Origin of the sequence: Hyphococcus sp. (assembly GCF_965267305.1) — a bacterium.
Taxonomy (GTDB): Bacteria; Pseudomonadota; Alphaproteobacteria; order Caulobacterales; family Parvularculaceae; genus Hyphococcus.
This window is the reverse complement of the sequence record NZ_OZ253945.1, coordinates 1,821,609-1,846,837: the sequence shown is the minus strand read 5'-3', so window position 1 is coordinate 1,846,837 and position 25,229 is coordinate 1,821,609. Positions and strand designations below refer to the sequence as shown.

The following is a 25,229-nucleotide window of genomic DNA, read 5'->3' as shown; positions in this document are numbered from 1 at the left end:
TTATCCTTGTTCGAGGGCAGCGGATGACGCCGGCTGACCTTCACCAGGCGAGGGGGCGGAAGGGGCGGACAAAAGCGGCGCCAGACCAATGACGGCGTCAGCGCCGGTCATGAAAAGCCGCAGGTCCGCAGCAGCTTTTGGTTCAGGTTCGCCTTGAGCTGCGAGTGCGGTAAGCACAGGATGAGCAGCTTCTGACATGCTGACGGGACGCAGGCCCGTGGCGAGGTAAGCTGCCATAGACTTCCGGGGAATAGCGTTTCCAGGTTCGTCATCAGGGAGCGCGGTTTTGTTATAAACATCCCATAAGCCGTTGCGCCATGCGCGTTCCGCAATGATCTCTGCGATCTCCGGCGATGATGCGTCGCTTGCTTCTGGCGCCGCGACCTTTGCGTGGAGCATGGCGAGACGCTGCTGGTCGGATTCCGCCAGGGAAACGCTGTCGAGCTCCGTCAGCACATCCGCTGCGACATGAGGCTTATTTATGTCGATCAATGTTTCTGCGGCGGTTAGCGTATTTCCAGCGCCGACCTGGGTCAGCGTTTCGGCTTCATAAGCGCTTAGAATATCTGCGGCGAAAGCATGCAGGCCTGCCGAGGCAAAGCGTCTGGCGGCGGCGATATCAAAAACGAGCCGTTCTTTCGGCGTCAGGGAATATGACTTGAACCGGTCATACATGTGTAGATGTGCGATGAGCGAATATTCACGGGCTCGCCCGGCGAAAGCATCAAAGGTGAGGAGCTTGAGCCGTGAGCGCGCTTCGGTTCTGAAGTCTTCAGGCGCGGTGGATACATACAAATCATCCAAAATCAGAAAGCTTTCATAAAGCCTGTCGGAGAACGCATAGATCCGGGCGAGCGCGAGCTTGATGCGCGCGCCCAATGCGTCGCCCCGCCAGTCGCGATCGAGTTCTTCCAGGCGGGATGCAGCCTCTGCGTTCTTGATGGCGCCGGTGGACCAGCTCAGCGCGATGTGGCGCAGTTTCGTTTCGATAACGAGAGGATCATTCCATGGGGCGGCTACTTTGCCATAAAAGGAGATCGCTTCTCCGACGGCGTTCTCGGCCTGATAGACATCGCCGCGGATGAAATTCGCGAGGTTTTCAAACCCCGGCGCGCCGCCATTCTGGGCGGAGAACGCGAGTGCGTCTGCGATGCGAAGCGCCCCCTCGCTGTCGCCGGAGCCGAGCAGGGATTGGGCGAAAGGCGCCGCATAGTCGCGTTTCACCCAGTCAGGAGCGCCGAAAAAGAAGGCTGCGGCGCGGTCCCGCGCCGCCTGATCCAGAAGATCGCCTTCATAGCCGCCGCCGGCGAGAAGCCAGAAAGCAGCCTCGCCCGACCCATGCTGAAAAGCATCAAGAAGCGCCTCACCGGGCTCAACGCCATCGAGCAGCAGCGCGACCACATCAGCGAGCGCGGCGTTATCGGGGGAGGGCTTATCCAATATGGCGCCGCGCGCTTCAGGAAGGAAGCCTGCGCCAAGGAGACACGCCGCCCTGCCGGGAGCGCTGCGCCCCGCTGCTTTTAAAAAGTCGTATCCTTCAAGATATGCGCAATCATAGTTTGCTATCTCCGCCGCGGCGGGCGGCGGATGAAGCGCGAAGCATGCGCTGAAAATAGCAACAATTTTATACAAATAACGCATATGTCCGCATACAAACCGAAATGCGAGTTTAAACTGACCTCCGTAGTTTAAATTCGCATTTCGGATTTTTGTTTCCGGCATGCATGTCTTGCAATCTGCAATAAGGACATGTCTGTGGATACCTCGCTTTATGTCAGCCTCTCGCATCGCGTTGCGGTCAATCGTGAGCTGGAAATTGTTGCGAACAATCTCGCCAACATGAACACGACCGCTTTCAAGGCGGAGCGTGTTCTGTTTGATGATGTGATGAAAAAAGCCGGGGCCAGCGATCCTGTCAGTTTCGTGATCGATAGAGCATCTTATACGGATTATAAGACAGGCCCGCTTATTCGCACTGAGAATATGTTCGACCTCGCCATCAATGGCGAGGGCTGGTTTTCCGTGCAGACGGCGGATGGCGTTCGCTATACGCGCGATGGGCGCTTCGTCGTGGCGCCGTCCGGCGAACTCACCGCTCTTGACGGATCGCCCGTTCTTGATGAAGGCGGCGGCGCGATCCTCATTCCTCAGGAAGAGCCGGAAATTTCAATCGGCAATGACGGCGTCATTACGGCCGGCGATCTGCAGATCGGCCGCGTCGCGGTTTATGAATTCGAAAATGAACAGGGACTGACGCGCGGGCCCAACGGGCGCTACGAAGGTCTGGACGCGCCGGCGATCTCAACTGACGCGAGAGTGGTTCAGGGCGCCATCGAAGGCTCCAATGTCGATCCTGTCAGCGAGGTCACACGACTGATCGATCTGTCGCGCTCTTATGAACAGGCGTCGCGGCTCGATACAGATGTCCATAGTCAGAAGAAAGACGCCATCCGGCGTCTTGGCGAGAATCGCTAATCAAGCTTGACGAAAAACGGAAGAGTGAGGTTTCCATGCGTATTTTGAAAATCGCCGCCACCGGGATGATGGCGCAGCAGACCAATGTGGAAGTCATCTCCAACAACATAGCAAACATCAACACAACGGCGTTCAAACGCGGCCGCGCTGAATTCACCGACCTCATTTATCAGTCGGAAAAGCGCGAAGGCGCCTTTTCTTCCGACCAAGGCACCATCGTGCCAGTGGGCGTTCATATCGGTCTTGGCGTCAAGCCGGCAGCGGTGGCGCGCATGATGGAGCAGGGCAATCTCCAATCGACAGGCAACCGGCTCGACATGGCGCTCGAAGGCAAGGGTTACTTCGCCGTCGTCATGCCCGATGGCGAGCGCGCCTATACTCGCGCCGGCGCGTTCCAGCTTTCGCCGGAAGGCCAGATCGTCACGTTGGATGGATATGAACTGGCGCCCGGCATCGTCATGCCCCAGGAAGCGACCGACATCGAGATCAACCGCAATGGCGAAGTCTATGCGATCATTCCGGATCAGGCGGACCCGCAGCTTGTGGGCAGGCTCACCATTTCCAGCTTCATCAACGAAGCAGGGCTGGAGCCGATCGGCGACAATCTTCTGAAAGAAACGCTCGCTTCAGGCGATGAGCAGATCGGCCTCCCCGGCGAAGACGGCGTCGCCGGCATTCGCCAGGGATACATCGAAACATCGAATGTAAATGTCGTGGAAGAGATCACCGATCTTATTTCCGCGCAGCGCGCTTATGAAATGAACGCCAAGGTGATCGAGACCGCCGACGAAATGTCGTCAAAAGTCTCCAATATGCGGTAAGGGGCTTCGCGCGTGTTGAAACGGCTTATCGTTTTTATTCTGTCGGCCTTATTTCTGGCATCGCCGGCCTTGGCGCAAACGCTTGCCGGGCGCGTTGAGGCGGAACTCGCAGCCTATGCGGCAGACGCTCTCCCCGCCAGCGCAACGATCTCTATCGTCGATATGACTCCGGTGCGCGGGCATGTGGAGACGGTTGAAATTATCCGGTTCAACATGAATACAGGCTATTTTGAAGCCGCTGTCGCCAATGGCTCCGTGCAGCGGCGGATTACGGGCCGCGCCCAGACAGCAATTCCGCTTTTGACGCCGGTGCGAACGATCAGATCCGGAGAGACGGTGAGCGCATCGGACTTTTCCGAACTGATGCTGCCGATTTCCCAGGCGCCGGTCGATGTCGTCGCCGATCTGAGCGATATTGAAGGGTTTGAGGCGCGCCGCTCGCTGGCCGCAGGTCGACCGGTGTCGAAACAATGGTTAGGCTCGCCGCTTGTGGTCGCGCGCAACGACATTGTCACCGTTTCCTACAACAGCGCGCATATCCGCCTGACAGCGCGCGCCCGCGCGCTTGAAGAGGGCGCTGTGGGCGACGTCATTCGCGCTATGCATGTCGACGGAAAGTCCGTGATTGAAGGCGTTGTCAGCGGTCCCAAACTGATCTCGGTAAATTGAGTATTTGAACAATGAGAACTTTTTTCTTTTCGCTCTCTGCAAGCTTCCTTGCCGCCCTTGGCGGCTGCGCCTCCATTGACGACGCCATCAACGGCCCGCATTTAAGCGAAGTCAAAAATCCGCAGGATCAATATGAAGCGCGGGTCGTGCGCATGCCCATGCCCGAAGGAGGCGATGCGCAGCGTTATCCGAACTCCCTCTGGGAAGCCAACAAACGCAGTTTTTTCCGCGATCAGCGGGCGAGCGATGTGGGCGACATTCTGACCGTCATGATCGACATCGAGGATGGAGCCCGGATGAGCAACTCCACGTCCCGCAATCGGGACAATGCAGAATCGGCCGGTTTGACGGCGCTATTTGGTGTTGAGAGTCTTCTGGACGATGCGCTGCCGGACGAATTCGATCCGCAACAGGCCGTGGACCTTTCGTCGAACTCGTCCTCGAAAGGCGGCGGCGAAATCAATCGCAATGAAAAGATCTCCATGCGGGTGGCGGTTGTCGTCACCGAGCGTTTGCCAAACGGCAATTTCGTCATCGCCGGCAGTCAGGAAGTGCAGGTCAATCACGAATTGCGCGAATTGCGGGTGGCCGGCGTCATTCGTCCGGAAGACATTACCGCGGACAACACCATCGACTATTTCAAGGTGGCCGAGGCGCGCATCGCCTATGGCGGCCGCGGCGTTATCAGCAAGGTGCAACAGCCGCGCTACGGCCAGCGCATCTATGAATTTGTGGCGCCGTTTTAAGGGGGTTGATCAATGCAGTTGAAAAAAATGTTGCTGGGCGGGGTTTTATTCTCGGCGTTGGCGGGAGCCGCCGGTTATGGCGGCGCGCTGTTTCTTGTGGGCAAGGAAGCGCATGAGAAGGAGACGAAACAGGAAGCCAAGGTTGAAGCGGCGCCGGCGGTCCTCAATCTCGGTCAATTCACGATACCTATCTTCGAGGGCGATTCCGTTCGCGGCGTTCTTCTGGCCCAGATTAATATCGAAACGGATGGCATTCAGCAAATGCAGTCGCTTTCGAGGAACAAGGCGCGCATCCGCTCTCTCGTCATCGATTCCTTTTTCGCCATGGAAAAGGAAGGGCTGATCGCGCCTGAGGCGTTGAGCGCATCCAATGTCTCTGAGCGACTGAAAAAGGATCTCGCTCTCGCTTATGAAAGCGCCAAAATCCGCGCCGTCTTGATCGACCGGCTCCTTATTCAGGAAAACGGGCGCGCAGCCCATCAGCCGCAGAAATCATAAGAGCAACCAGGCTAAAGGTTGCTCGCGAGCTCCTGGTCGCCCGGACGGCCGCGCTCGGCGATCAGGGCCATGACGTCTTCGGCGCTTCCATCATCTAGGCGCCCCAGCACTTCGGCGGCGAGCCGGGCGTCGAGCACATCGAGGACTTCGAGGATGAATTTCGGCTCGCGGGAAGCAAGAAGCCGGGCCGCGTCCTTGGCGTTGAGGTTCTTCACGAGCTCCGTGATGCGTTCGATATTGGCGTCCTCGCGGATTTCGAGTTCGTCAATTAGATCGGAGACTTCGCCCCTCAATTGCGCCAGCGCATCAAGTTCTTCTTTCGCCCGCCGGCTTGCGACGGCGACAATGGCGCGCTCGTCATTGAGCCTGCGCCATTCCTCTTCCAGCCGCTCTCTTTCAGTACGGATCGCTTCAAGCGCGGCGGTTGTATCGGCGAGCGCGGCCGAGAGGGGAGCGGGCGCAACGGCGTCCGGCTCCTGCAGGCGGAACTCGACTTTGGCCTTTGATTCGATAAGGCCGGGAGCGCGCTCCTCTAGACCGGGGAATGGCGCTTCACATTCCTGTTTCAGGTAATCTTTGGCCCATGGCCGGTCGTGGGCGCCGAATTCCTGCTTTTCGGGCTGTTTGTTTTCCGTGGGTTTGGCGGCGGGCTTGGCCGCTTCGGCGGCGGACGCGCCGGCAAGCAAAATCGCAACCGAAAGTAAAAAACGATGCCGTCTCATTTCTTTCTCCCTTCGTTGGAAGGCGCGTCTTCGTTGTCCGCAGCCTGAAGGTAAGTGAATTCGTCGAGCTGTGCGGCGATGCGCCCGTTCTTGCGGCCCATAGGCCCGCGGAAGAATTCCATGTCGTCTCTTACGAGGCGCACTTGCGTTTCAGCGGTGGCGTCAAACGTAATTGTGTCGCCTTCTTTCCAGTTTAAGACCTGACTAAGAGTGGCGAATTCCTGATGAAGAATGGCCTCGAAATCGAGGCTGGTGTTCTTGATGGTCCTTTTGAAATGACGCTCCCACTGCGCGTCGCGGCCGAAATGCTCCCCGACGAACATCTGCTGGAGAGGCTTTTTCAGCGGCTCCAGCGTCGTATAGGGAAAAATAACCTTGATTGGGCCGGGGACATCCGCGACGGTCAGGGCGATTTCAGCCTGCACGGCGGCGCTGGTGACGCGGGCGATCGCGGCGAATTGAGGGTTCATTTCCAGCCGTTCGATTGTAAATTCCGCCTCGGTAACGGAATCGAAGGCGTCGCCGAGACGCTGGGCGATAAGATTAAAAATGCGCCGTGCGATCTGCATCTCGATATTGGTAGGCGTGCGGTTTTTGACCGCCGCGAGGTCGATATCGTGCGGCGTGCCGCCCAGGAGCACTTCCGAGAGAATAAAGATCAGCTTGGTGTCGACCGAGATGATGAAGGAATTATCCCAGGTTGAGGCGCGCGCGACCGCTATGATGCTTGGCGCATGGGATGAGGACATGAAGTCCCCGAAGCGCGTATAGGCAATGCTGTCTAGCTTCACTTGCACATCGGTCGTCGAAACGAGATGTAGGAAACTCTCTGTTAACATTCTCGTCAATTTGTCGAAAACTATGTCGAGCATCGGCAGCCGCTCATGAGCGATCGCCGTGTCCGCCAGCCGCTCCATGACGTTTTTGGCGGTATGGGAAACAATGTCTGAACTTTTTTTGGAATTTGTGGATTCCATGAATGGCCTGCTTTCTGAGCCTGTTACTGAACGACAATGTCGGTGATGAAGAGGTCTTCGATGAGGTCGGCTCCGGCGATCTTGCGCGCCCGGTGGAGACAGTCCTGGCGCAGACGATAAAGCCCCGTTGCGCCTTTCAGGTCGGTCGGGCTGAGTTCGCGGATATAGGCTTGTAGAACCGCCCGGATTTCCGGCGTCAGGCGCTCAATGGTTCCCGGCTCCGGGGTTTTGAGCGTAATTGAGGCGAGGAGATAGCCCTGAGGTTCGCTCCCGAGGAGTTCGTAAGCCGTTTCAGGGAGTTCCACATAACCTGGCGCAAATTCGCTCTCCTCGCCATGTTCGGGCGCTTTCTTTTCCAGAAAGGCTTCTTTAAGGCGCGGGACGCCCACGGCCGTCACCGCCCCGCCGACGAACGAGGCGGCGATTGCGGCAAGCACAAGAACACCGACGGCAGGTTTAGCGAGCGCTGCGAAGGGGATTCCCTTTTTTTTCGGTTTCTCGTCGCCGGTTGGCGCGTCGTTGTCATCTTCGGCTTCAGAAGTTCCCATAGTTCAAACTTTACTTAAATTGTCATTGTTACCGTGTTGCTATTCTTCATAGAGGAGGTTTTTTGACGTCAGTTTAAAACCCGCTTCGTAGAACTCCGCAGTGACAAGGATGTAACTGCGGAAGACCGTGGAAAATTTACTGGACATGTTCCGTCAAATGACGATGCAGCGCCTTGCTGTCTTGTGCATTGCAGGTGCGGCTGTCATCGCCGTGCTGGCTGGAATCTTTATTTCGTTTGCGCAACCCCAAATGGATCCGCTTTTTACGGATCTCCAGGAGGGTGATGCTGCGAAGATCGTCACCGAACTGGAAAGCATGGACGTGCCGGTGCGCCTGTCGGCTGATGGCCGGACGATTTATGCGCCTCGCGACCGCATTTCGAGACTGCGCATGGGACTGGCGGAAAAAGGCCTCCCTGCCGGCGGCGCTGTTGGTTATGAAATCTTTGATGAAAAGAATTCACTTGGCCTTACTTCCTTCATGCAGGACGTTAGCCGGCTGCGCGCGCTTGAAGGAGAGTTGTCCCGGACAATCCAGACCCTCAACGACATCGAAAGCGCGCGCGTGCATCTCGTGCTGGCGACGCGAGATCCTTTCAGCCGGGATACGGCGCCGCCCACGGCTTCGGTCGTCGTGCGCATGCGCGGCGCCTTGACCCTTGAAGCCCGCCACGCCGCCGCCATTCGGCATCTTGTGGCGAGCGCCGTGCCGCGTTTGACGCCTTCCGCCGTCTCCGTTCTGGATGCGCGCGTCGGCGTCGTCTTCGCGGAAGAAAATGGCGCCCTCGCGGGAGCGAGCTCGGTTGACGGCCTTCGCAAGGATATTGAAGCGCGGCTCGCCTCTGCGGTCGAATCCGTGCTGACGCCGCATCTCGGCCCCGGCCGCGTACGCGTGCGCGTGGCGGCGGATCTGCGCACGGAGCGCGAAGTGCGCAGGGAAGAGCGCTTCGATCCTGACAGCACCGCTCTGCGCTCGCGTCAGGTGATCGATGAAACGGAGCGCTCGCGCGAGAACACCGATGAAAATCCTGTCACGGTGCAGCAGAACCTTCCGGAGGCAGGCGTCGACGCCAATGTGAATGCGCGCAGTCAGAGCGAGCAGGAGCGCAGCGAACAGCTTCTCAATTATGAGGTTTCTTCGGTGCGAAGCGAGCAGGTGATTGAACCCGGCGAGATTGAACGCTTGTCCGTCTCAGTGCTTGTGGATCAGGTGCGCGAGACCGGACCTGATGGGCAAACGGTCTTACGCGCACGCACGCCTGAGGAAATGGCGCGTCTTGAAAACCTGGTGAAGTCTGCGGTGGGCTTTTCCGGCGAGAGAGGCGACGTTGTCACGCTCGAAAGCCTGCCTTTTGCCAATCTGGACGAATTGATGCCCCCCGTGCGCCCGGCAGGGGTCGGAGAGATTCTTGCCTCCAACCTCGATTCTTTTGCCCGCGCGGCGGCGCTCCTGGTGTTGGGGTTGATCTTTATTTTCGCTGTCATTCGTCCTGCGATGGACAGAGCTATGCCGCCGATTGTTCGTGAAGAACGCATGGCCGCGACTGCAGCGAGCGGAGAGCCCTCTGGTTTTGAAGCGGTCGCGCAACTCTCCGACGAGACTGGCGGCGAAGGTGAACCGCGTGCTGTTGAAGACGGCGGCGAGGAGGGCGAACGTCTCGCGCTGCCAAAACGGCCCATGAACGAAGCGCTGAATTCAATGCTTGAGTTGCGGGATGTGGACGGCAAGGTTCGCGCGTCTTCTGTGCGCAAGCTTGGCGAAATCGCCGAAGAGTATCCAGATGAAGTCGTGACCATCCTGCGGAACTGGATCTATGAGGACAGCGTATGAACGCGCTCAGAGCCTATACCCCCAGCCGTGATTTCTCCCCCTTAAAAAGCGCTGTGGAGGAGGTCGAAGCGGCGCCCGAGGCGCCCGGCCTTTCCGCTGAGGAGGTCGAGCACCTCATCGCTCAAGCGGTCGCGGACGCCCGGACGGCGGCGTTTGCTGAAGGCGAGATGGCCGGCCGCAACGCCGCGGAAGCTTCCCATCAAGCTGCTGCAGCGGAGGCGGTCGCGGCTTTGCACCGGCGCCTTGACGAAATTCTGGACAAGGAAGACGCGATCCTGAAGGAAGTCGAGACGCGCGCGGTCCGGCTTATTCTCTCCGTCGCGCAGAAAGTGGCGGTTAGCATTTCTGAAACGGAAGCTGAGAATATCGCCGTCGATGTGGCGCGGCGCGCCCTTGAAGCTGCGCGCGGGTCTTCGAAGATCATCTTTCGCGTGTCGCAGGAAATGGGCGATGTCGTCATCCATACATTGTCCTCTTCCCTATCGAAAGAAATGAAGGACGGACGCATTGTGATCGAACGCGACGCCTCGCTTCGAGCGACCAGCGTTCAGGTGAAATGGGACACTGGGGCCGTCGTCTTTGACCCGGATGCGTTGAAAAAATCGGTGAGCGATATTCTGTCCAACACGCTTGCAAACTTATCGGATGCGCATGAGGCACAGCACACATTGAAGGAGGCTGGAGATGAGCAGTCAGACGAACGCAGTTGAAGCGCAGAATCAAGATCAATCCGCTCAAGCAGAAAAAGGCGCCGCCCCTGCAGGCCAGATGTCGAAAGACGCAAAAAACGGCGGCGGCGTGGAGCTCGATCCGGGCATGAAGGCGCTCAGCCATGTGCCGGTCGAAATCCAGGTCGTGCTCGGCACAGCGCGCATGTCCATCGGCAATATTCTCAATCTCGGCCGGGGCGCGGTCGTTGAAATTGACCGCAAGGTCGGCGAGCAGGTGGACATTCAGATCAATCACCGGCCTGTCGCCCGCGGCGAGATCATCATCGTCGATGAAGACCGGCTCGGCGTTACGCTGACCGAGATCATCAATATTCAGGCCGGGCTGCGCTGAGGGCGTCTTATGTCGAGGGGCGGCTCACTGCATCTGATGGCGTGGCTGATTGCGCTGGCTGCAGCGGCGGTGTTTTCGTCGCCGGCGGAAGCGCAGACGGTCTCCATCGATCTCGGGGCTGAGGGCGAGAACGCCAGCTATGCGGGCCGGCTTGTTCAGGTCTTTCTCCTCATCACTGTGCTCAGCGTCGCGCCGGGCATCCTAGTGATGATGACGTCTTTCATCCGTCTGGTGGTGGTTTTTTCGCTTTTGCGTTCTGCTCTTGGTCTTCAGCAATCGCCGCCCAACGCCGTCCTCATCTCGCTTTCTTTGTTTTTGACAGCCTTCATCATGAGCCCGACTTTCGGCGAGGCATGGCGGGAAGGCGTTTCGCCTATGCTCGCTGAAGAGGTTGATCAGGCGGAAGGATTGAAACGGGCCGCAGAGCCTTTTCGCGCCTTTATGGCGGCGCAGGTGGAGCGGGACGACCTGATTTTCTTTGAGAACTTGTCTGAACGGCAAATGATGTCCGCTGAAGATGCGGCGCCGGACAGCCTGACTGAGTCCGAAGAGGCCGCAGCGCCCGGTTTTCAGGTGCTCTTGCCGGCTTTCATCATCTCAGAGCTTACGCGCGCCTTTGAAATCGGATTTCTGGTGATGACGCCGTTTCTGGTGATCGACCTCGCCGTCGCCGCCATCCTGATGTCCATGGGCATGATGATGCTGCCGCCGCAGACGGTCTCTTTGCCTGTCAAGCTGGTTTTCTTCGTGTTGATCGATGGCTGGCGTCTGTTGAGCGAAAGCCTCGTCTTGTCATTCTTCTAGAGTTCTGGAGCGTCTAATGCCTACGGTCAAAATTCGGGAAGATTATAAAAGCCTCAAAGGTCCGGAAAAAGCGGCGATCATGTTGTTGACGCTGGGAGAGGCCAAAGCGGCCCCGCTTCTGGAGCGTTTGGATGAAAGCGAAGTGCGCATGGTCTCGCGCTCTATGGCGACGCTGGGCTCGATCACGGCCGAACTTCTTGAAGAGCTCATCACTCGGTTTACGGAAGCCTTCGCCAAAGGCGGATCGGTCGTCGGCTCGGCGGAAACCGCCGAACGCATGCTAAAGAGCTTTCTGCCGTCGGAAAAAGTTTCCGACATTATGAACTTCATCCGCGGGCCGGGTGGACGCAGCACCTGGGAAAAGATGTCCATGGTGAACGACGCCATGCTGGCGAAATATCTCCAGGCCGAACATCCCCAGACGATCGCCGTCGTCCTCTCGAAGATCGCGCCGGATCAGGCGTCGCATGTCCTTGCCGACCTGCCGGAGGAAAACGTGCCGGACATCATTCGCCGGATGATCAAGATGAAATCGGTGCCGAAAGAAGTGCTGCACGACATTGAAGACATGCTGCAGCGCGATCTGATGCTCAACTACACGGTGTCGAACGAGCCCAACAATTTCGAGCATCTGGCCGAAATCTTCAACCGGACCGAATCGGAACGCTGTGAAGAGCTTTTTGAGGCGCTTCGAGGCAAACATGATGAAGAGTTGGGCCAGATAAAACAGCTTATGTTCACTTTCGACGACCTTCTGGAGCTCGATGCGCAGTCGCTGCGCACCATTGTGCGGTCCTGCGACAACGACATGCTGATGTATGCGCTGAAAGGCAGCGACGAAGAAGCGCGCGAGAAAATCCTCTCAAACCTTTCCGAGCGGGCCCGCGCCATCCTCGTGGATAATATGGAAACGCTGGGCCCGATTCTGATGCGCGATGTTGAGGCGGCGAAAGCCGGTATGGTGCGCAAGGCGAAGGAACTCGCCGAGAACAACATGATTATCATCGAACGCGGCGGTTCGTCGGCTCAAGTTGTGTATTAAGATCTGATGAAGCGTCTGAAGCGCATCCAGAAAATCTACGATATGCGCGTGCAGATCGCGCGGCGCGACGCTGGCGCCGCGCAGCGGGCCCGTCTTGCTGAGGAAAACGCTCTCGCCGAGATGGATGCGGCGCTGACGCGCGAGGTCGATGGTTGCGACAGCATCGAGCGAGCCCCGTTCGATTTCGCAGCGCGGTATTACCGCGCGACGGCGAACCGCATGCAGAAAAAGCGGATCGATATCGAAGACGCTTCCCGGGTGGAGATAGAAACCTCGGCGACGCTTCAGCAGCGCTATAAAGAGCAGAAAGAATTCGACATATTTGTCTCGCGCCGGGAAGGCGCGCTGACCGAGCAAAAACGGCGGAAGGCCGATGAGGCGGCGCGGCAGTTTTTCACCAGCGCGTCCAAAGAATTCACGATCACAGGCGAGGCAGAATAGCAGTCCTTGAGCCTGTTGCTGCGGTGCAGCGTTTGACCGCTCCGGCGCCGAAATTTCGCCTCTCCGGCAATGCTTCTCATTTATATTGACCCTGCAGGCGGAAAACCAGGACGGTGTCGCCATAAAAGGGCGCGCCTTAGAAGGGCATTAGCGTCTGGACCAGGGAGAACGGCTTGATGCGGGTGAAGCTGAAGATCGGCTGGCGCGCCTTTATGGCGGCTTTATTCTTAACGCTTGGCGCCTGTGCGACGTCGCCGGCGTCTGAAGAGCCGTTCCGGGTTCACGGCAACAAGGTCACCTTTGAAATCGCCCCGGTGCTCCTCGCGTCGGACCGGGTCTATCCCGGGCCATCAACTGTGAAAATGGGCGGCATCCCGAACCTTGTGGGCGAACCCGGAATCCCCGGCTACGGCGAGCCGGGCGTCGCGGAAGTCGCCACCCATGCCGAAACGCAAGGGCTGCGATATTCCGTTCGTCATCCCGATCTCAGGATCATCATGACCGTGGCGGAAGGCTATTACCGCATTGTCGGGCGCAAATCTGCGGGGATTGAGAAACTCGAAGATCTCAAGGGCAAGCGCATCGCCACTATTCCCAATACGTCATCCGCCTATTTTCTGCACAATATGCTGAAATCCGTAGGGCTGAACGAAGCCGATGTGGAAATTGTGCGCGTCATTCCCTTGAGCGACATGCCGAAACTCCTCGCCAATGGCGAGGTTGATGCGGTGACGATCTGGGAGCCTGAAATCGAAAACGCCGCGCATGCGATTGGCGATGACGCCGTGGAGTTTGACGGGCGCCATATCTATCGCGAAGTCTTCAACCTCAACACGACGGCGGCGAATCTTCAAGACCCTGAAAAGCGTGCGCGGATCAAGGAATTCGTGAAGGCGGTCGTTGAAGCGACGGATATGATTCATGAAGATCCAAGCATTGCCTGGCCGTTAGTGCACGAAGCTACGGGGTTCGATATGGACCTCATCAAGCGGTCATGGAAACATCATGGCTACCCGGGAAAGCTCGTTCCTGATCTTCTCGACGTGCTTGAGGCGGAAGAACAATGGCTCGCGGCGATCGATGAACGTCCGGCGCGGTCACGCGAGGAGCTTGCGACGCTGATTGACGACAGCATCATTCGTGAAGTGCTGGAGGAACGGTAATTTCCCGTGCAGGTCCATAAGATAAAACGTGACGTTCTCCGTCTAGCGCTCACCGGTTTGATCGGCGCTGCAGGTTTGGGGTTTGCCGCCTGTTCGCATGATGTGCCCGCGATTGAGGCGCAAGCTGCTTGGGGTGAGGAAGGCTTTGCTCAAGCGGCGCGTCTTATTGCGGATGCAGACAACATCCAGTCCGTTCGCGATGTTAAACGCCTTCAGCATATTTTCGCTCACTATGCAGAAGCCGGCGACTGGAAAGCCATGAGCCGGCTTTTTTCTGAAGAAGGAAAATACGTTGCGTCTGGCGTCGAGGTCTCGGGGAAGGATGCGCTTTACGCGCATTTCCGCGAAGAGATGGGCGAGGGCGCGGATGGTCTTGCGCCGGACCGGTTGAATGTCCGTCTCATCCTGTCGCCAGTCGTGACGCTTTCCGGCGATGGAAAATCGGCGAAAGGCCGCTGGCATGAAGTGGCCATGCTCGGGCGCTATGGCGAGGAAGCCTTCTGGCAGGGCGGCATTTACGAAAACGATTATGTGCTTGAAGACGGCGTCTGGAAGATCGCGACGTTGCATTATTACCCGCAATATGCCGGACCTTACGGCAAAGGCTGGCGTAATGTAGCTGATCACGTTCCCTTGACGCCCTATCATTATACGCCGGACGAGGCGGGCGTTCCGACGCCTGCGCTCACTGAGGCGAGACTTCTTTCGGCCAAGAAAGCGCCGGCGCGTCTTGCGAGGGCGAACGCCATCGCGGATGCGCTGCTCGACGAAAGCGCGGTCCAGAATCTTCAGGCGGCTTATGGCTACTATGTCGACCGCAAAATGTGGGACGATGTCGCCGATCTGTTCGCCGAAGACGCCACATTCGACGTTGCGGGTGAGGGTGTTTATCAGGGACGCAGTGCGATCCGCCGCCGCTTTTACGGGTTGAGCGAGCCAGGCCTTAAGGAAGGCGAACTCAACGATCACCTGCAGCTGGATCCGGTTGTGACGTTGACCAGCGAAAACAAGGCCTCGGCGCGCGGCTTCGAATTGCAGATGACGGGCCAGCATGGCGGCGCCTCCGCCTGGGCCTTCGGCATCTTCGAGAATTCTTACGTCAAGGATAACGGCGTCTGGAAAATCCAGTCGGTGAAACTGTATCCCCGCTTCGCCGCCGATTATGATATCGGCTGGACGAAGAGCCTCCTGCCGGCACATGAGAAGGCAGGAGACGGCGCGAAATCGTCTTCGCTCAAGAGCGCTGAATATCCGGAACATGCGAGCCCGAAGATTTCATTCCCGGTCAGCGTTAGGCGCCGGGCCGGCTCGTCGTCGCCAAAGCCAGGTCTTGATGACCTTGAACGAAAGCTGGCCGTTGCCAAAGCCTATGACGGCGCTGAGAACGTCTCTGACGCCTATGGCTATTACATTGACGAATTCCGTTGGGACGACACTGCCGATCTCTTCTCCGAAGATGGCTGGAAAGAGCTCTCCTATATCGGCGCCTATTACGGCCGCGAGCGGGTGCGGGGGTCTTTGTTCTCCCGTTATGGCGACCGCGGGCGTTCGCCGACATTCATGGCGATCCACCAAAAGACCCAGCCCTTCGTCACGGTGGCGCCGGACGGCAAGAGCGCGCAGATTCGTCTGCGGCTGTTCCAGTTTAACAGCCAATCCAACGGCGACGGGTCCTACATCTCCGGCATCTACGAAAACCAGGTGAAGCTCGAAGACGGCGTCTGGAAGATCGCAGGAATGGATCTCGATTATGTTTTCCTTGCAAACTACACGGGCGGCTGGGCGGCTGTTCAGCAAGGTTCAGCGCAACGCTTCGCGCCAACGCCCGAAAGCGTCGCCAAATATCCGCCGGACGGACCTTTACGGGGCGTCATCTTTGCGCCCTATCCGGAAATTGCGCCCATGGGATTTCACTTTAACAATCCCGTCAGCGGACGTCCGCCAGCGCTCAAACTCGACTGGTCCATTTCATCGCGTTACAGCGAGGGGGGCTGAGTAATGACGATGCGTGTGGCGGCAGATGCGTCTGAAACGAAGTCCGCGAAGAGCGCTCCCGCAGATGTTCCGCCGGTTGTCGACTGTCATGCGCATATCTTTCAGGAAGACATGCCGCTCAGCAGCAATGCCTGGACCCGGACCAATTATTCTTTCACGGCTGCCGATTATCTGAGCTTGCTCGATCAATACGGCATCCATTTCGGTGTGATTTCCGGTCTCAGCATTTCCGGTTTCTACAATGACTACATGATTTCGGAATTGCGCAAGCATAAACGTCTGCGCGGCACGGCGATTGTCTCGCCTGCAACCGATCGTTATTCGCTCGAACGGATGCGCGATGACGGCATTATCGGCATTCGACTGCAACTGGCGCGCATGACCGAGCTTCCCGATTTCCGCAGCGAGGAATTCAACCTGCTGTTCCGCCGAGTGCGCGATCTTGACTGGCATGTGCATGTGGCGATTGAAGGCCCGCTTTTGCCGCCGGTGCTGAAGGCGCTGGAGGAGAGCGGCGTCAAAGTCGTCATCGATCATTTCGGCCATCCCGATCCTGCGCTCGGCGTCAATTGTCCCGGCTATCGCGCCATTCTGAAAGCGGCGGAGCGCGGCAACACCTGGGTGAAATTGTCGGGCGGATTTCGTCTTCTGGGGACAGCGGCGTGGCGCACCAATCCCGATGGGGATGCAGACAAGATCGCCGACGATCTCGCCAAGCACCTTGTCGCCAATGTCGGCGTCGAGCGGCTTTTATGGGGAAGCGACTGTCCCTTTGTCGGTTATGAGGGTCGCATCACTTTCGACTACGCGCTTGACCGTTTCCGGCGCTGGGTGCCGGACCCTCAGGACCGCTGGCGGATTTCGCAAACCGCATTGAAGCTTTATTTCGGTTAAAGCGCTGGAAGCGGCGCCAAATGCAGAGAACGATTGCCGATAGAGACAAGGGCGTATAAACAAAAGAGCAACATCCGCTCAAGCGGGGACAGCGTCCATGTGTCAGTTTGGGAGGGCTGTATGGAGTATTATAGAACTACGGATTATCCGGTTTCCCGGCGCACCGCGTCATGGAATCAAACCTATTCCAGCCGTTTCGCACAGGTCACGTTCCAGCCGTCGTCCGACGATGTGTTCGACGCGGAATTGCGCGTTACCTCGCTGGGGTTTCTCGGTTTCGCCGATGTCCGCACCAACGGCGCCAGCATTGAGCGGACGGCGGCGCATATCAGCGAAACGAAAGCGCATTTCTTTTCGTTTCTTTTGATGGCGCAGGGCGGCGCACAGTTCTCCCATTATGGAAATGAAACCCGGCTTGAGGCGGGAGACTTCACCCTTTGCGACAATGCTGCGCCCCATCGCATCCAGCTGGAAAAAGGCGCGCGGTTCCTAATTTTGCGCGCCTCGCCGAAAATGCTGAAAACCCATTTGCCCTGTCCTGAGCAGCTTTGCGGGCTTCGCCTGCCGGCCCAGCTTGGCCTCACCGGAACCGCTTCCGCGATGGCCCACAGCCTCTGGATGAAAGCGGAAGAGGGCATTCCGGAAGAGTTCGGCGACCGGATCGCCGGCCATCTTCTCGATGTTCTGGGCACTGCCTATTCCATAAGTCTCGGTCACAAAATGACCAACTCCACAGTGGTCGGTTTGCGCAAGGCGCAGGCAAAGCAGTTTATCGAGGCTAATCTTTCCGACCCTGAACTCTCTCCCGCCAGCGTGGCGACCGCCATGCGCATTTCGCCGCGCTATCTTCGCGTCCTGTTTGCTGAAGAGAACGAGACGACGTCGGCCTATATCCTGCGGCGCCGGCTCGAGGAGTGCGCCTCGCAAATGTCGAACAGCGCCTGGCGCAGCCTGACAGTGTCGGAAATCGCTTTCTCCTGGGGCTTTAACAGCGCCGCACATTTCACGCGCGCTTTCCGCGGCAAATACGGGATGGCGCCGTCGGAATACAGGCGCATGAATCTGCTTCCGCACTAAAACCATCTCAGCGTGTGCAATGTTCCGTGTTCGCTGCATTGCGGTATGCAAGCGGTTTTCGGCAACTTTGGCCAGGCTTTCGGGCAATGCCGTCAGGCGCAAACCGATATGCCCTCCGGTGCAAGCTGCTTTTTCGCAATTGTGAGAGCTTTTCCGTGGCAAAGGCGCGGGGTCCGGATTTTATGACGCCGGATACATCAGCGCGAAATGACGCCTGGGAGGGCAAGAAGTTGCGAAAGAAAATCCTGAACCGCATGTCGAAGTCTGCGCTGTTGTCTGGCGCTTCCGCAGCCATGCTCGCATACGGCGCACCTGCATTGGCGCAAGATGTTGACGGCGCAGAACCCGCTGCCGCCACGGGCGATTATGTGATTGTGACGGGGTCACGGATCAAGCGAACCGGATTCGACTCGCCGATTCCTGCGACTGTCATGTCCGGCGAACTGATCGAGGATCTGGGTCAGATCAACGCCGCCGAAACCTTAAAGCTCATTCCGCAAAACTCGTCTTTCCAGTCCGACTCGACGGCCGGCATCACCGCCGGCGCGAATGTGGGCGCCAGCTTCGCCAATCTGCGCGGCCTCAACCCCTATAACGGAACGCGCACCTTGACCCTCGTCAATACGCGCCGTTTCGTACCGAGCTCTGACGGAGGCGCCGTTGATCTCAACATGATCCCGTCATCGATGATCGAACGGGTTGAGACGGTGACCGGCGGCGCATCAGCCGCCTATGGCTCCGATGCCGTTGCAGGCGTCGTCAACATTATTCTCGATACGGATTTCGAAGGCGTTCGCGGCCAGATCGACTACGGTCAAACCTCGCGCGGCGATGGCAAGACCTATCACGGGTCTCTGACGCTCGGAACCAGCTTCGCCGACGGTCGCGGCCATGTCGTCTTCGGCGGCGAATATCAGGATCAAAAAGGCATCGGCGACTGTGCTGAAGTGCGGCTTTGGTGCGAGGAAAGTTGGGACCGCTTCACCAACGCCAGCAACATTCTCGATAACGGCATGCTCTCCGGTTTCGACATTCCCGGTTCGCCAGGCTATGGTTTACCCAATTTCATCATTGGCCCGAATTCCAAGCAGGCCTTCAACGATCCTCATGGCGTTGTGAGAAACCGGGCGCCGGCTGATCCCGCCGCGCGTAATAAGCGCTTCAATGACGACGGCACCGGCATTCTCGACTTCGATACGGGCGAGTATGTATCGACCTCGACTTTTGGCCCGCGCCAGGGCGGCGACGGCGCCTCCACTTATGCGGATTCCGATCTTCAGACGCCGATTGAGCGCTATGTGGGCTATCTCTATAGCGAATACGAGCTTGCCGATAATCTCAATGTTGTGGGTGAGTTCACCTACGCCAACCGCACGGCGGAAAACTCAGGCGTCACCGCGGGGCCGCGCTCCACATTTTTCGTCAATCCGACAAACCCGTTCCTCCCGGCCGAATTGGTCACGCTCTTGAACGGGACGCAATTCAGCCTCGGCAAAGATATCGACGCACAGGTGCCTACTGAAAACGAAGCTAAAGCCGAAGTCTTCCGCGGGCTCGTCGGATTGAACGGCGCCTTCGGGGATAGCTGGAGCTGGGACGTTTACTATCAATATGGCCGTAATGAGCGCAATCAGATGCGGACCAATTCGCGTGTGAACACGCCTTTCGTGTATGCGCTCGATGCGGTCGTCGATCCCATGTCCGGAGACATCGTCTGCGCCGAGCTTCTGGAAGCCGATCCCGATCCGATCGCCGAAGGCTGCGTCCCTTTAAACCTCTTCGGTCTCGATAATCTCGATCCGGCGGCGGTCGCCTACGCTTATCGTCCTGTCGTGGAAGATTTCGAATATACGCAGCATGTCATCGCCGGCGCCATTCAGGGCGAAATCCATCAAGGCTGGGGCGCGGGTCCCATCGGGATTGCGGCGGGCGGCGAGTATCGCGACGAGGGCGGCGATGTCACTCATGGCGATATTCCCAACTACACGGATTACGCGTTCACCTTTGGTCTCGACTTCGCCGGCGACATCAGCGTCATGGAAGGCTTTTTCGAGTTGAATGTGCCGCTGCTGCGCGATGCGCCAATTGCGGATTATCTGGAGATCAACGGCGCAGTGCGGCAAACGCGCAATCACGCTACGGACCGTTTGACGTCCGAAGAGAAAACGTCGAACGCCACGAGCTGGAAAGTCTCGACGATTTACGACATCACGGAAGGGCTTCGTTTCCGCGGCTCCCGTTCCCGCGACATTCGCGCCGCCGGTTTCCGCGAGCTCTATCTCAAAAATGTGCCGACGGAAGAAGGCTCGTCGCAAGGCATCGTCGACAACCCTGCCATCCCGGGATCGCCTGGCGGCGGCGGCGACGATCCGACCCCGATCCTTTCCGGCGGCGCCTTCTCCCTGACGCCTGAAAAAGCCGACACGACGACTCTGGGGGTTGTCGTTTCTCCAGGCTTTATTCCAGGTCTTACATTCTCGGCTGACTGGTATCAGATCAAGATCAAGGACGTGGTCACGACCCTGACCGGGCAAGGCATCGTCAATTTCTGCGCCGACTACGATCTTTTCTGCGATCGCATCACTTATGCGAACCCCATGGACATCACCTTTGTCGATGCGCGTCAGGTTAACCTTGGCCAACTTGCGGTGCGCGGCTTTGATTTCGAACTGGCCTATAATCTGCCGCTGGACAATGTTTATGACGGGCTGGCGGGCGATCTCAATTTCCGTCTTCTGGCGAACCACACCTATGATTTCGTAGTGACGCCCGATCCGACGGTCGATCCTATCGACTATGCTGGCCAGTCGGGGCCGGTGCTCGACGGCGGCGATTTCAATCCGTCATCGGACTGGATATGGAATGGCTTCGTCTCCTACAGCTATGGCGGATTCAACTCGATTGTCACGGTGCGCCGTGTCGGGTCTGGCATTTACGGGGTTCAATATACCGGTCCTGAAGATGAAGGTTACGATCCGACCTTGCCGAACAGCATCAGCACGAACCGTGTCGATGCGGCGACCTATGTCGATCTTGCTGTCTCGTACGCTTTCGGCGTTGGGTCGAAAGACGAAAACTTCGAAGTCTTCGCAAGCGTGAACAATCTCTTCGATAAAAAGCCTCCCGTTGCGCCGGGCGGGGGCGGACTTGGCGGCTCCAATTATCCGACCAATCCGGTGTATTTCGACACGTTCGGCATGCGTTTCCGGACAGGGATAAGAGTGAGCTTCTAGGACCTTTCCCTTCGGTCCTTGTTTCCTCCCTGGAGAGGCGGGGGGCCGGGTTGTGCGACCCGGCTCCCTATTTTTATGGCGAAGAACTTTGCCCGCCGCGCCGAATGGGGCATGCTGGGCGGGCTCCTGAATGCAAACCGAAAAGCATTAGATCATGTCTCAATCCGCGCCTTTGATACTCGTGACTGGTGGCAGCCGCGGCATCGGCGCCGCGACGGCGCTTGCGGCGGCGCGCGAGGGATATGACGTCGCTTTGACCTATGCGAGCAATAAAGACGCCGCAGAAAAAGTCGCGACTGGTATCCGCAAGCTTGGCCGCCGCGCCTTTGCGATCAAGGCTGACACGGCCATGGAAGACGACATCGACCGTTTGTTTCAGGAGACCGATTCCATCGGAAGTCTGGCGGCTGTTGTCTATAACAGCGCCATCACTGGGAAGAATTCGGCCCTCGCCGACGCAGAAACCTCGACCTTGCGTGACGTCGTCAACGTCAATTTGCTGGGGGCCATGATCGTCGCGCGTGAGACGGCTAAGCGTCTTTCAAAGAAGCGCGGCGGCAGGGGCGGCTCCATCGTGTTTATCTCTTCACGCGCGTCAGATTACGGCTCGCCGGGTGAGTTTGTCTGGTATGCCGCATCCAAGGGCGGGATCGACAGCCTGACCGTGGGCCTCGCGCGGGAACTCGCGCCGGACGGCGTGCGCGTCAACGCCGTTTCTCCCGGCCCCATCGAAACAGAGATGCATCGCCCGGGCCGCCTTGAAGAAGCGATCAAGCGGTTTCCTTTCGGGCGTGCGGGCGCGCCGGAGGAGGTCGCTGACGCCGTGATGTTCCTCATCTCGGAAAAATCCTCCTTCACCTCCGGGGCCATTCTCAATGTCTCCGGCGCCGCCTGAGGGAAGATGTTTCTTTTGAATTGCGAAGCCCTGACGGAATGAATTTGCGCCTCTGAACGGGGCTCTTTACTCTTTCGGGACGTGTCATCGGTCCCGGGGAGGCCGCCCATGCGATTTCGAAAAGCGATGCTTTCAGGCTTCGCCCTGATCCTGCTCTCCGGCTGTGCGCAGTTCGCCAAGCCGGGTCCCGATGCGGGCGACTGGCCGCGCTATGCACGCGATCTGGCCGGAACGCGCTATTCGCCGCTGAAAGAGATCAATACGGACAATGTAGCGTCGCTGGAGGAAGCCTGGTCGTTCCGGGTCCGGCCGGAGGGCGGCGGCGCGCTGGTCAGTTCGGCGACGCCAATCGTTATCGATGGCGTTCTCTATCTTCCCATCGGCAACGCCATCGTCGCGCTTGAAGCGCACACGGGGCGCGAAATCTGGCGTCACAAAGTAACGACGGGTCTCGCGCGGCGCACCGTTTCTTACTGGCCGGGCGAGGAGGGTTACGAACCACGCCTCTTTTACTCGACTGGCGTGAGCATTACAGCGCTGAACGCAGAGACAGGCGAAATCGACAAGACCTTCGGCGAAGACGGCTCTGTTGCGCTTGGCGTGCCATACAATTCGCCGCCGACGGTTTACAAGAATGTGCTGATCGCCGGAGCCAACACGGCGGAGATGCAGCGCGGCGATCCGGGCGACAGCCGCGCCTTTGACGCGCGCACCGGCGAAAAGCTGTGGGAGTTTCACACCGTGCCGCGTCCCGGCGAAACGGGACATGAAACCTGGCTCGACGATGGCTGGAAAGACCGTTCCGGAACCAATGTCTGGGTCTGGTATATGACGGTCGATGAAAAAACTGACACGCTCTATATGCCGGTGGGCGGTCCGTCGGCGAATTACTATGGCGGAGACCGACCCGGCGCCAATCTTTTCGGGAATTCCATTGTCGCCGTTGACGCGCTTACGGGTGATCTCAAATGGTATTTCCAGACGATCCATCACGATCTGTGGGATTGGGACATGCCGCCGCCGCCGGTGCTTGTGGACATCAAGGCCGGCGGTGAAAAAATTCCGGCGTTGTCGGAAACCGGCAAGAACGGGTTCATGTACATCTTGAACCGCGAAACGGGCGAGCCGGTGTTCGGCGTTGAGGAAAAACCGGTCGCAGCGGCGGATGTGCCCGGCGAATGGTATTCGCCGACCCAGCCTTTCCCTCTGAAGCCGCCGCAATTGTCGCGCGGGATCTGGACGCCGGAGGACATCGTCACCGCAGAAGACACGAGTGAAGACCACGCCGCCGCCTGCCGCGCGTTGCTCGAAAGCTATGGCGGAACGTTTTTCAATGCGGGCTCCTTCACGCCGTTTTTCTTGCATGAAGACGGCGGCCCCATCAAAGCCTCCATCAACATGCCCCATAATGGCGGATCGAACTGGGGTGGCAGCGCTGCCGATCCGAAAAAGGGCCTCATCTTCATCAACACCAGCGAAGGCGGCAGCATCGGCTGGATCGAAAAGCGAAAAGAAGGCGGCGATTACGGTCGCGGCACCCAAGGATCGACGCAAGCCTACGACCGCGGCAGCCTTGCCGGCCCCGGCGCCTATTCTTCGTTCAGCGCGAGCTTCAAAGACGCAGACGGTAATGAGACCATCTTGCCCTGCATCAAGCCGCCTTGGGGCCGGCTCTTCGCCATCGACGCCAATACGGGCGAAATAGCTTGGGAGACTCGGCTTGGCGTGAGCGAAGCCCTGCCGCAAGAGAAGCGAGATACCGGAACCATGAACTTTTTTGGCGGGCCCATTGTCACGGCGGGTGGCCTCGTCTTCATCGGCGCCACGAACGATCATCGCTTCCGCGCATTCAACGCTGAAACCGGTGAAGAATTATGGACGGCGAAACTCGACTACCATGCGCAGGCGGTGCCCATCACCTATCGCGGAAAGGACGGAAGGCAATATGTCGCCGTCATGGCCGCCAATTTCGGCGCGAGCCCCAGAGGCCCGGACGGCAGGCCGCTTAACAATGAATCCCTCGTTGTTTTCGCGCTGCCGGAATAGATTGGAGAATGCCATGGACAAATATCTTGCATCACTATTGTCGGCTGGATTTCTCCTGACGGCGCCGGCAGCTTTCGCCGAGGAAGCGCCGACGGAAACTATGGGTTCCGTGCGCGCGCTCATTACGCAGCATTCCATGAATGTCTACCGGCGTTTTGAGCCGGAGCAGACCGCGGCGATGGTCGAATTCTACGACGAAGTGCTGGGGCTGACGCCGTTGCAGCCTATCGATCTCGGCGGCGGGCAGACCATGATCCTGTTCGGAATCGGCGGCGGCCAGATTAAGCTTGCCGCCGGCCTGAAAGAAGATCGCCAGTATCATCTAGGCGATGTGAATGAGGCGACGGGCATTCGTCTCTTCACGTTATTTTATCCTGATGAAGCGGCGCTTGGAGAGAGGTTCGAGGCGCACGGGCTTGCGGCGCCGGACTTCGCCGACAGGGGAGACGGCGCCCGCGCGGCGCTGGTTCAGGATCCTGGCGGGTTTTCCATCGAGCTTGTGATATCGCCCGGTGCGCCGCCGGAGCTATTTGAAAGGGTCGAAGTCGGCGTCAATGCTTCCGATCTTGAGGAGAGCCGCGCCTTTTACCGTGACTTCGTAGGGCTCGATGAGTTACCGCCTGTGAAAGATGAACTGCTGGGCGTGACGAAGCACCCCTATCGGCATGGCGCCACCACAATCAACCTTTGGTCCGTCGGTCGCGATCTTCCGGCGGATACGGGAAGCGCCGGCATTCAATATGTCGTCAGCGATGTGAACGCCGTCGACGCTAACGCTGCGGCGCGTCATATCACGGTCGAAACGCCGCTCGGTAATCTGCCCGGTTTTAATCTGCGTTTTGTGTGGCTTAACGACCCGGACGGGGTGACCAATTACTTCGCGCAAATCGGCGGCGCCGAAAAAACTCAATAGTGATTGGGTGCAAACGCCGGCTATTCCGCGACGTTTAGGATATAGGCGGCTAGGCTTGCGATCTCTTCATTCGTCAACTGGCCCGCGAAGGGCGGCATGGCGCCGCCGCCATTTGAAATCCGGCTTACTAGATAATCGAAGGAAATATTCGGATTGCCGTCGAGCGAGGGGCCGATCTGGCCCGCGCCGCCGGCGTCCGCCAGAATGTGACATGCGCCACAGGACCAGACCTGAAACAGGTTCCGGCCGAGATCAGGGTCGCCTTCCGCCTCTGCAGCTTGTGCGCTGGACGCCGCCATTGCGAACGCGGCCAAGAGCGTAGCGGCGAGTTTTTCTGTAAAGAAGCGCATCAGGATCCCCTCCGACTTTTCCACCCT

General features: G+C 58.4%; 24 protein-coding genes. 19 read left to right on the top strand and 5 right to left on the bottom strand.

The window, feature by feature from the left end:
* Positions 1 to 1,440, bottom strand: a complete 1,440-nt coding sequence (locus ACQY5P_RS08760) for a hypothetical protein (RefSeq protein ID WP_428410366.1) — start codon at positions 1,438 to 1,440, stop codon at positions 1 to 3.
* 315 nt (positions 1,441 to 1,755) lie between these two features.
* Between ACQY5P_RS08760 and flgF the strand changes: the two genes are divergently transcribed.
* Genes flgF through ACQY5P_RS08735 form a run of 5 tightly spaced genes read left to right on the top strand, consistent with a single transcriptional unit; the run spans position 1,756 to position 5,209 of the window.
* Positions 1,756 to 2,475 carry a flagellar basal-body rod protein FlgF gene (flgF, locus tag ACQY5P_RS08755; protein ID WP_428410365.1) on the top strand — a complete coding sequence of 240 codons (720 nt, stop codon included), beginning with the start codon at positions 1,756 to 1,758 and terminating at the stop codon, positions 2,473 to 2,475.
* Between the two features lie 35 nt (positions 2,476 to 2,510).
* A complete protein-coding gene (gene flgG / locus ACQY5P_RS08750) occupies positions 2,511 to 3,296 on the top strand; it encodes a flagellar basal-body rod protein FlgG (RefSeq protein WP_428410364.1) in 786 nt (261 codons plus the stop codon).
* 12 nt (positions 3,297 to 3,308) lie between these two features.
* Positions 3,309 to 3,965, top strand: coding sequence for a flagellar basal body P-ring formation chaperone FlgA (flgA, locus tag ACQY5P_RS08745; protein ID WP_428410363.1), 657 nt, complete (start codon positions 3,309 to 3,311; stop codon positions 3,963 to 3,965).
* A gap of 11 nt (positions 3,966 to 3,976) precedes the next feature.
* A complete protein-coding gene (gene flgH, locus ACQY5P_RS08740; RefSeq protein WP_428410362.1) occupies positions 3,977 to 4,711 on the top strand; it encodes a flagellar basal body L-ring protein FlgH in 735 nt (244 codons plus the stop codon).
* A gap of 12 nt (positions 4,712 to 4,723) precedes the next feature.
* Positions 4,724 to 5,209, top strand: a complete 486-nt coding sequence (locus tag ACQY5P_RS08735; RefSeq protein WP_428410361.1) for a hypothetical protein — start codon at positions 4,724 to 4,726, stop codon at positions 5,207 to 5,209.
* 11 nt (positions 5,210 to 5,220) lie between these two features.
* On the opposite strand, the gene ACQY5P_RS08730 is transcribed toward ACQY5P_RS08735, so the two are convergent.
* From ACQY5P_RS08730 to ACQY5P_RS08720, 3 genes are read right to left on the bottom strand one after another with little or no spacing between them, the layout of a single operon-like run.
* Positions 5,221 to 5,931 carry a hypothetical protein gene (locus ACQY5P_RS08730; RefSeq protein WP_428410360.1) on the bottom strand — a complete coding sequence of 237 codons (711 nt, stop codon included), beginning with the start codon at positions 5,929 to 5,931 and terminating at the stop codon, positions 5,221 to 5,223.
* Positions 5,928 to 6,908 (bottom strand): FliM/FliN family flagellar motor switch protein, encoded by a 981-nt coding sequence (locus tag ACQY5P_RS08725; protein WP_428410359.1) that lies wholly within the window; start codon positions 6,906 to 6,908, stop codon positions 5,928 to 5,930. The genes ACQY5P_RS08730 and ACQY5P_RS08725 overlap by 4 nt, the downstream gene beginning before the upstream one ends.
* Positions 6,909 to 6,931: 23 nt before the next feature.
* The gene (locus ACQY5P_RS08720) at positions 6,932 to 7,456 is read right to left on the bottom strand and encodes a flagellar basal body-associated FliL family protein (protein WP_428410358.1); all 525 of its coding nucleotides are present in this window, start codon (positions 7,454 to 7,456) and stop codon (positions 6,932 to 6,934) included.
* 145 nt (positions 7,457 to 7,601) lie between these two features.
* Here ACQY5P_RS08720 and fliF point away from each other — a divergent pair, with 145 nt between their 5' ends.
* The 14 genes from fliF (at position 7,602) to ACQY5P_RS08650 (ending at position 24,852) form a co-directional block, all read left to right on the top strand.
* Positions 7,602 to 9,287 carry a flagellar basal-body MS-ring/collar protein FliF gene (fliF, locus tag ACQY5P_RS08715; RefSeq protein ID WP_428410357.1) on the top strand — a complete coding sequence of 562 codons (1,686 nt, stop codon included), beginning with the start codon at positions 7,602 to 7,604 and terminating at the stop codon, positions 9,285 to 9,287.
* The gene (locus ACQY5P_RS08710; protein ID WP_428410356.1) at positions 9,284 to 9,997 is read left to right on the top strand and encodes a hypothetical protein; all 714 of its coding nucleotides are present in this window, start codon (positions 9,284 to 9,286) and stop codon (positions 9,995 to 9,997) included. The genes fliF and ACQY5P_RS08710 overlap by 4 nt, the downstream gene beginning before the upstream one ends.
* Entirely contained in the window at positions 9,972 to 10,349 is a 378-nt protein-coding gene (gene fliN, locus ACQY5P_RS08705; RefSeq protein ID WP_428410355.1) for a flagellar motor switch protein FliN, read from the top strand. The genes ACQY5P_RS08710 and fliN overlap by 26 nt, the downstream gene beginning before the upstream one ends.
* 9 nt (positions 10,350 to 10,358) lie before the next feature.
* On the top strand, positions 10,359 to 11,153 hold the full coding sequence (fliP, locus tag ACQY5P_RS08700; protein WP_428410354.1) for a flagellar type III secretion system pore protein FliP: 795 nt from the start codon (positions 10,359 to 10,361) through the stop codon (positions 11,151 to 11,153).
* Between the two features lie 16 nt (positions 11,154 to 11,169).
* Complete coding sequence (locus tag ACQY5P_RS08695) at positions 11,170 to 12,195, top strand: flagellar motor switch protein FliG (RefSeq protein ID WP_428410353.1); 1,026 nt, start codon at positions 11,170 to 11,172, stop codon at positions 12,193 to 12,195.
* A 6-nt stretch (positions 12,196 to 12,201) separates the two neighbouring features.
* Positions 12,202 to 12,636 (top strand): hypothetical protein, encoded by a 435-nt coding sequence (locus ACQY5P_RS08690; RefSeq protein WP_428410352.1) that lies wholly within the window; start codon positions 12,202 to 12,204, stop codon positions 12,634 to 12,636.
* 176 nt (positions 12,637 to 12,812) lie between these two features.
* Positions 12,813 to 13,799, top strand: coding sequence for an ABC transporter substrate-binding protein (locus ACQY5P_RS08685; RefSeq protein WP_428410351.1), 987 nt, complete (start codon positions 12,813 to 12,815; stop codon positions 13,797 to 13,799).
* A 6-nt stretch (positions 13,800 to 13,805) separates the two neighbouring features.
* On the top strand, positions 13,806 to 15,794 hold the full coding sequence (locus ACQY5P_RS08680; RefSeq protein WP_428410350.1) for a nuclear transport factor 2 family protein: 1,989 nt from the start codon (positions 13,806 to 13,808) through the stop codon (positions 15,792 to 15,794).
* A 3-nt stretch (positions 15,795 to 15,797) separates the two neighbouring features.
* Positions 15,798 to 16,688 carry an amidohydrolase family protein gene (locus tag ACQY5P_RS08675; RefSeq protein WP_428410349.1) on the top strand — a complete coding sequence of 297 codons (891 nt, stop codon included), beginning with the start codon at positions 15,798 to 15,800 and terminating at the stop codon, positions 16,686 to 16,688.
* Positions 16,689 to 16,808: 120 nt separating this feature from the next.
* Positions 16,809 to 17,765 carry a helix-turn-helix domain-containing protein gene (locus ACQY5P_RS08670; RefSeq protein WP_428410348.1) on the top strand — a complete coding sequence of 319 codons (957 nt, stop codon included), beginning with the start codon at positions 16,809 to 16,811 and terminating at the stop codon, positions 17,763 to 17,765.
* 182 nt (positions 17,766 to 17,947) lie between these two features.
* Positions 17,948 to 20,998, top strand: coding sequence for a TonB-dependent receptor domain-containing protein (locus ACQY5P_RS08665; protein ID WP_428410347.1), 3,051 nt, complete (start codon positions 17,948 to 17,950; stop codon positions 20,996 to 20,998).
* Between the two features lie 154 nt (positions 20,999 to 21,152).
* A complete protein-coding gene (locus tag ACQY5P_RS08660) occupies positions 21,153 to 21,893 on the top strand; it encodes an SDR family oxidoreductase (RefSeq protein ID WP_428410346.1) in 741 nt (246 codons plus the stop codon).
* Positions 21,894 to 22,001: 108 nt separating this feature from the next.
* Positions 22,002 to 23,939, top strand: coding sequence for a PQQ-binding-like beta-propeller repeat protein (locus ACQY5P_RS08655; RefSeq protein WP_428410345.1), 1,938 nt, complete (start codon positions 22,002 to 22,004; stop codon positions 23,937 to 23,939).
* Between the two features lie 13 nt (positions 23,940 to 23,952).
* Positions 23,953 to 24,852, top strand: coding sequence for a VOC family protein (locus ACQY5P_RS08650; RefSeq protein WP_428410344.1), 900 nt, complete (start codon positions 23,953 to 23,955; stop codon positions 24,850 to 24,852).
* A 20-nt stretch (positions 24,853 to 24,872) separates the two neighbouring features.
* Here ACQY5P_RS08650 and ACQY5P_RS08645 read toward each other — a convergent pair whose 3' ends face one another.
* Complete coding sequence (locus tag ACQY5P_RS08645) at positions 24,873 to 25,202, bottom strand: c-type cytochrome (protein ID WP_428410343.1); 330 nt, start codon at positions 25,200 to 25,202, stop codon at positions 24,873 to 24,875.
* Between the last annotated feature and the right edge of the window lie 27 nt (positions 25,203 to 25,229).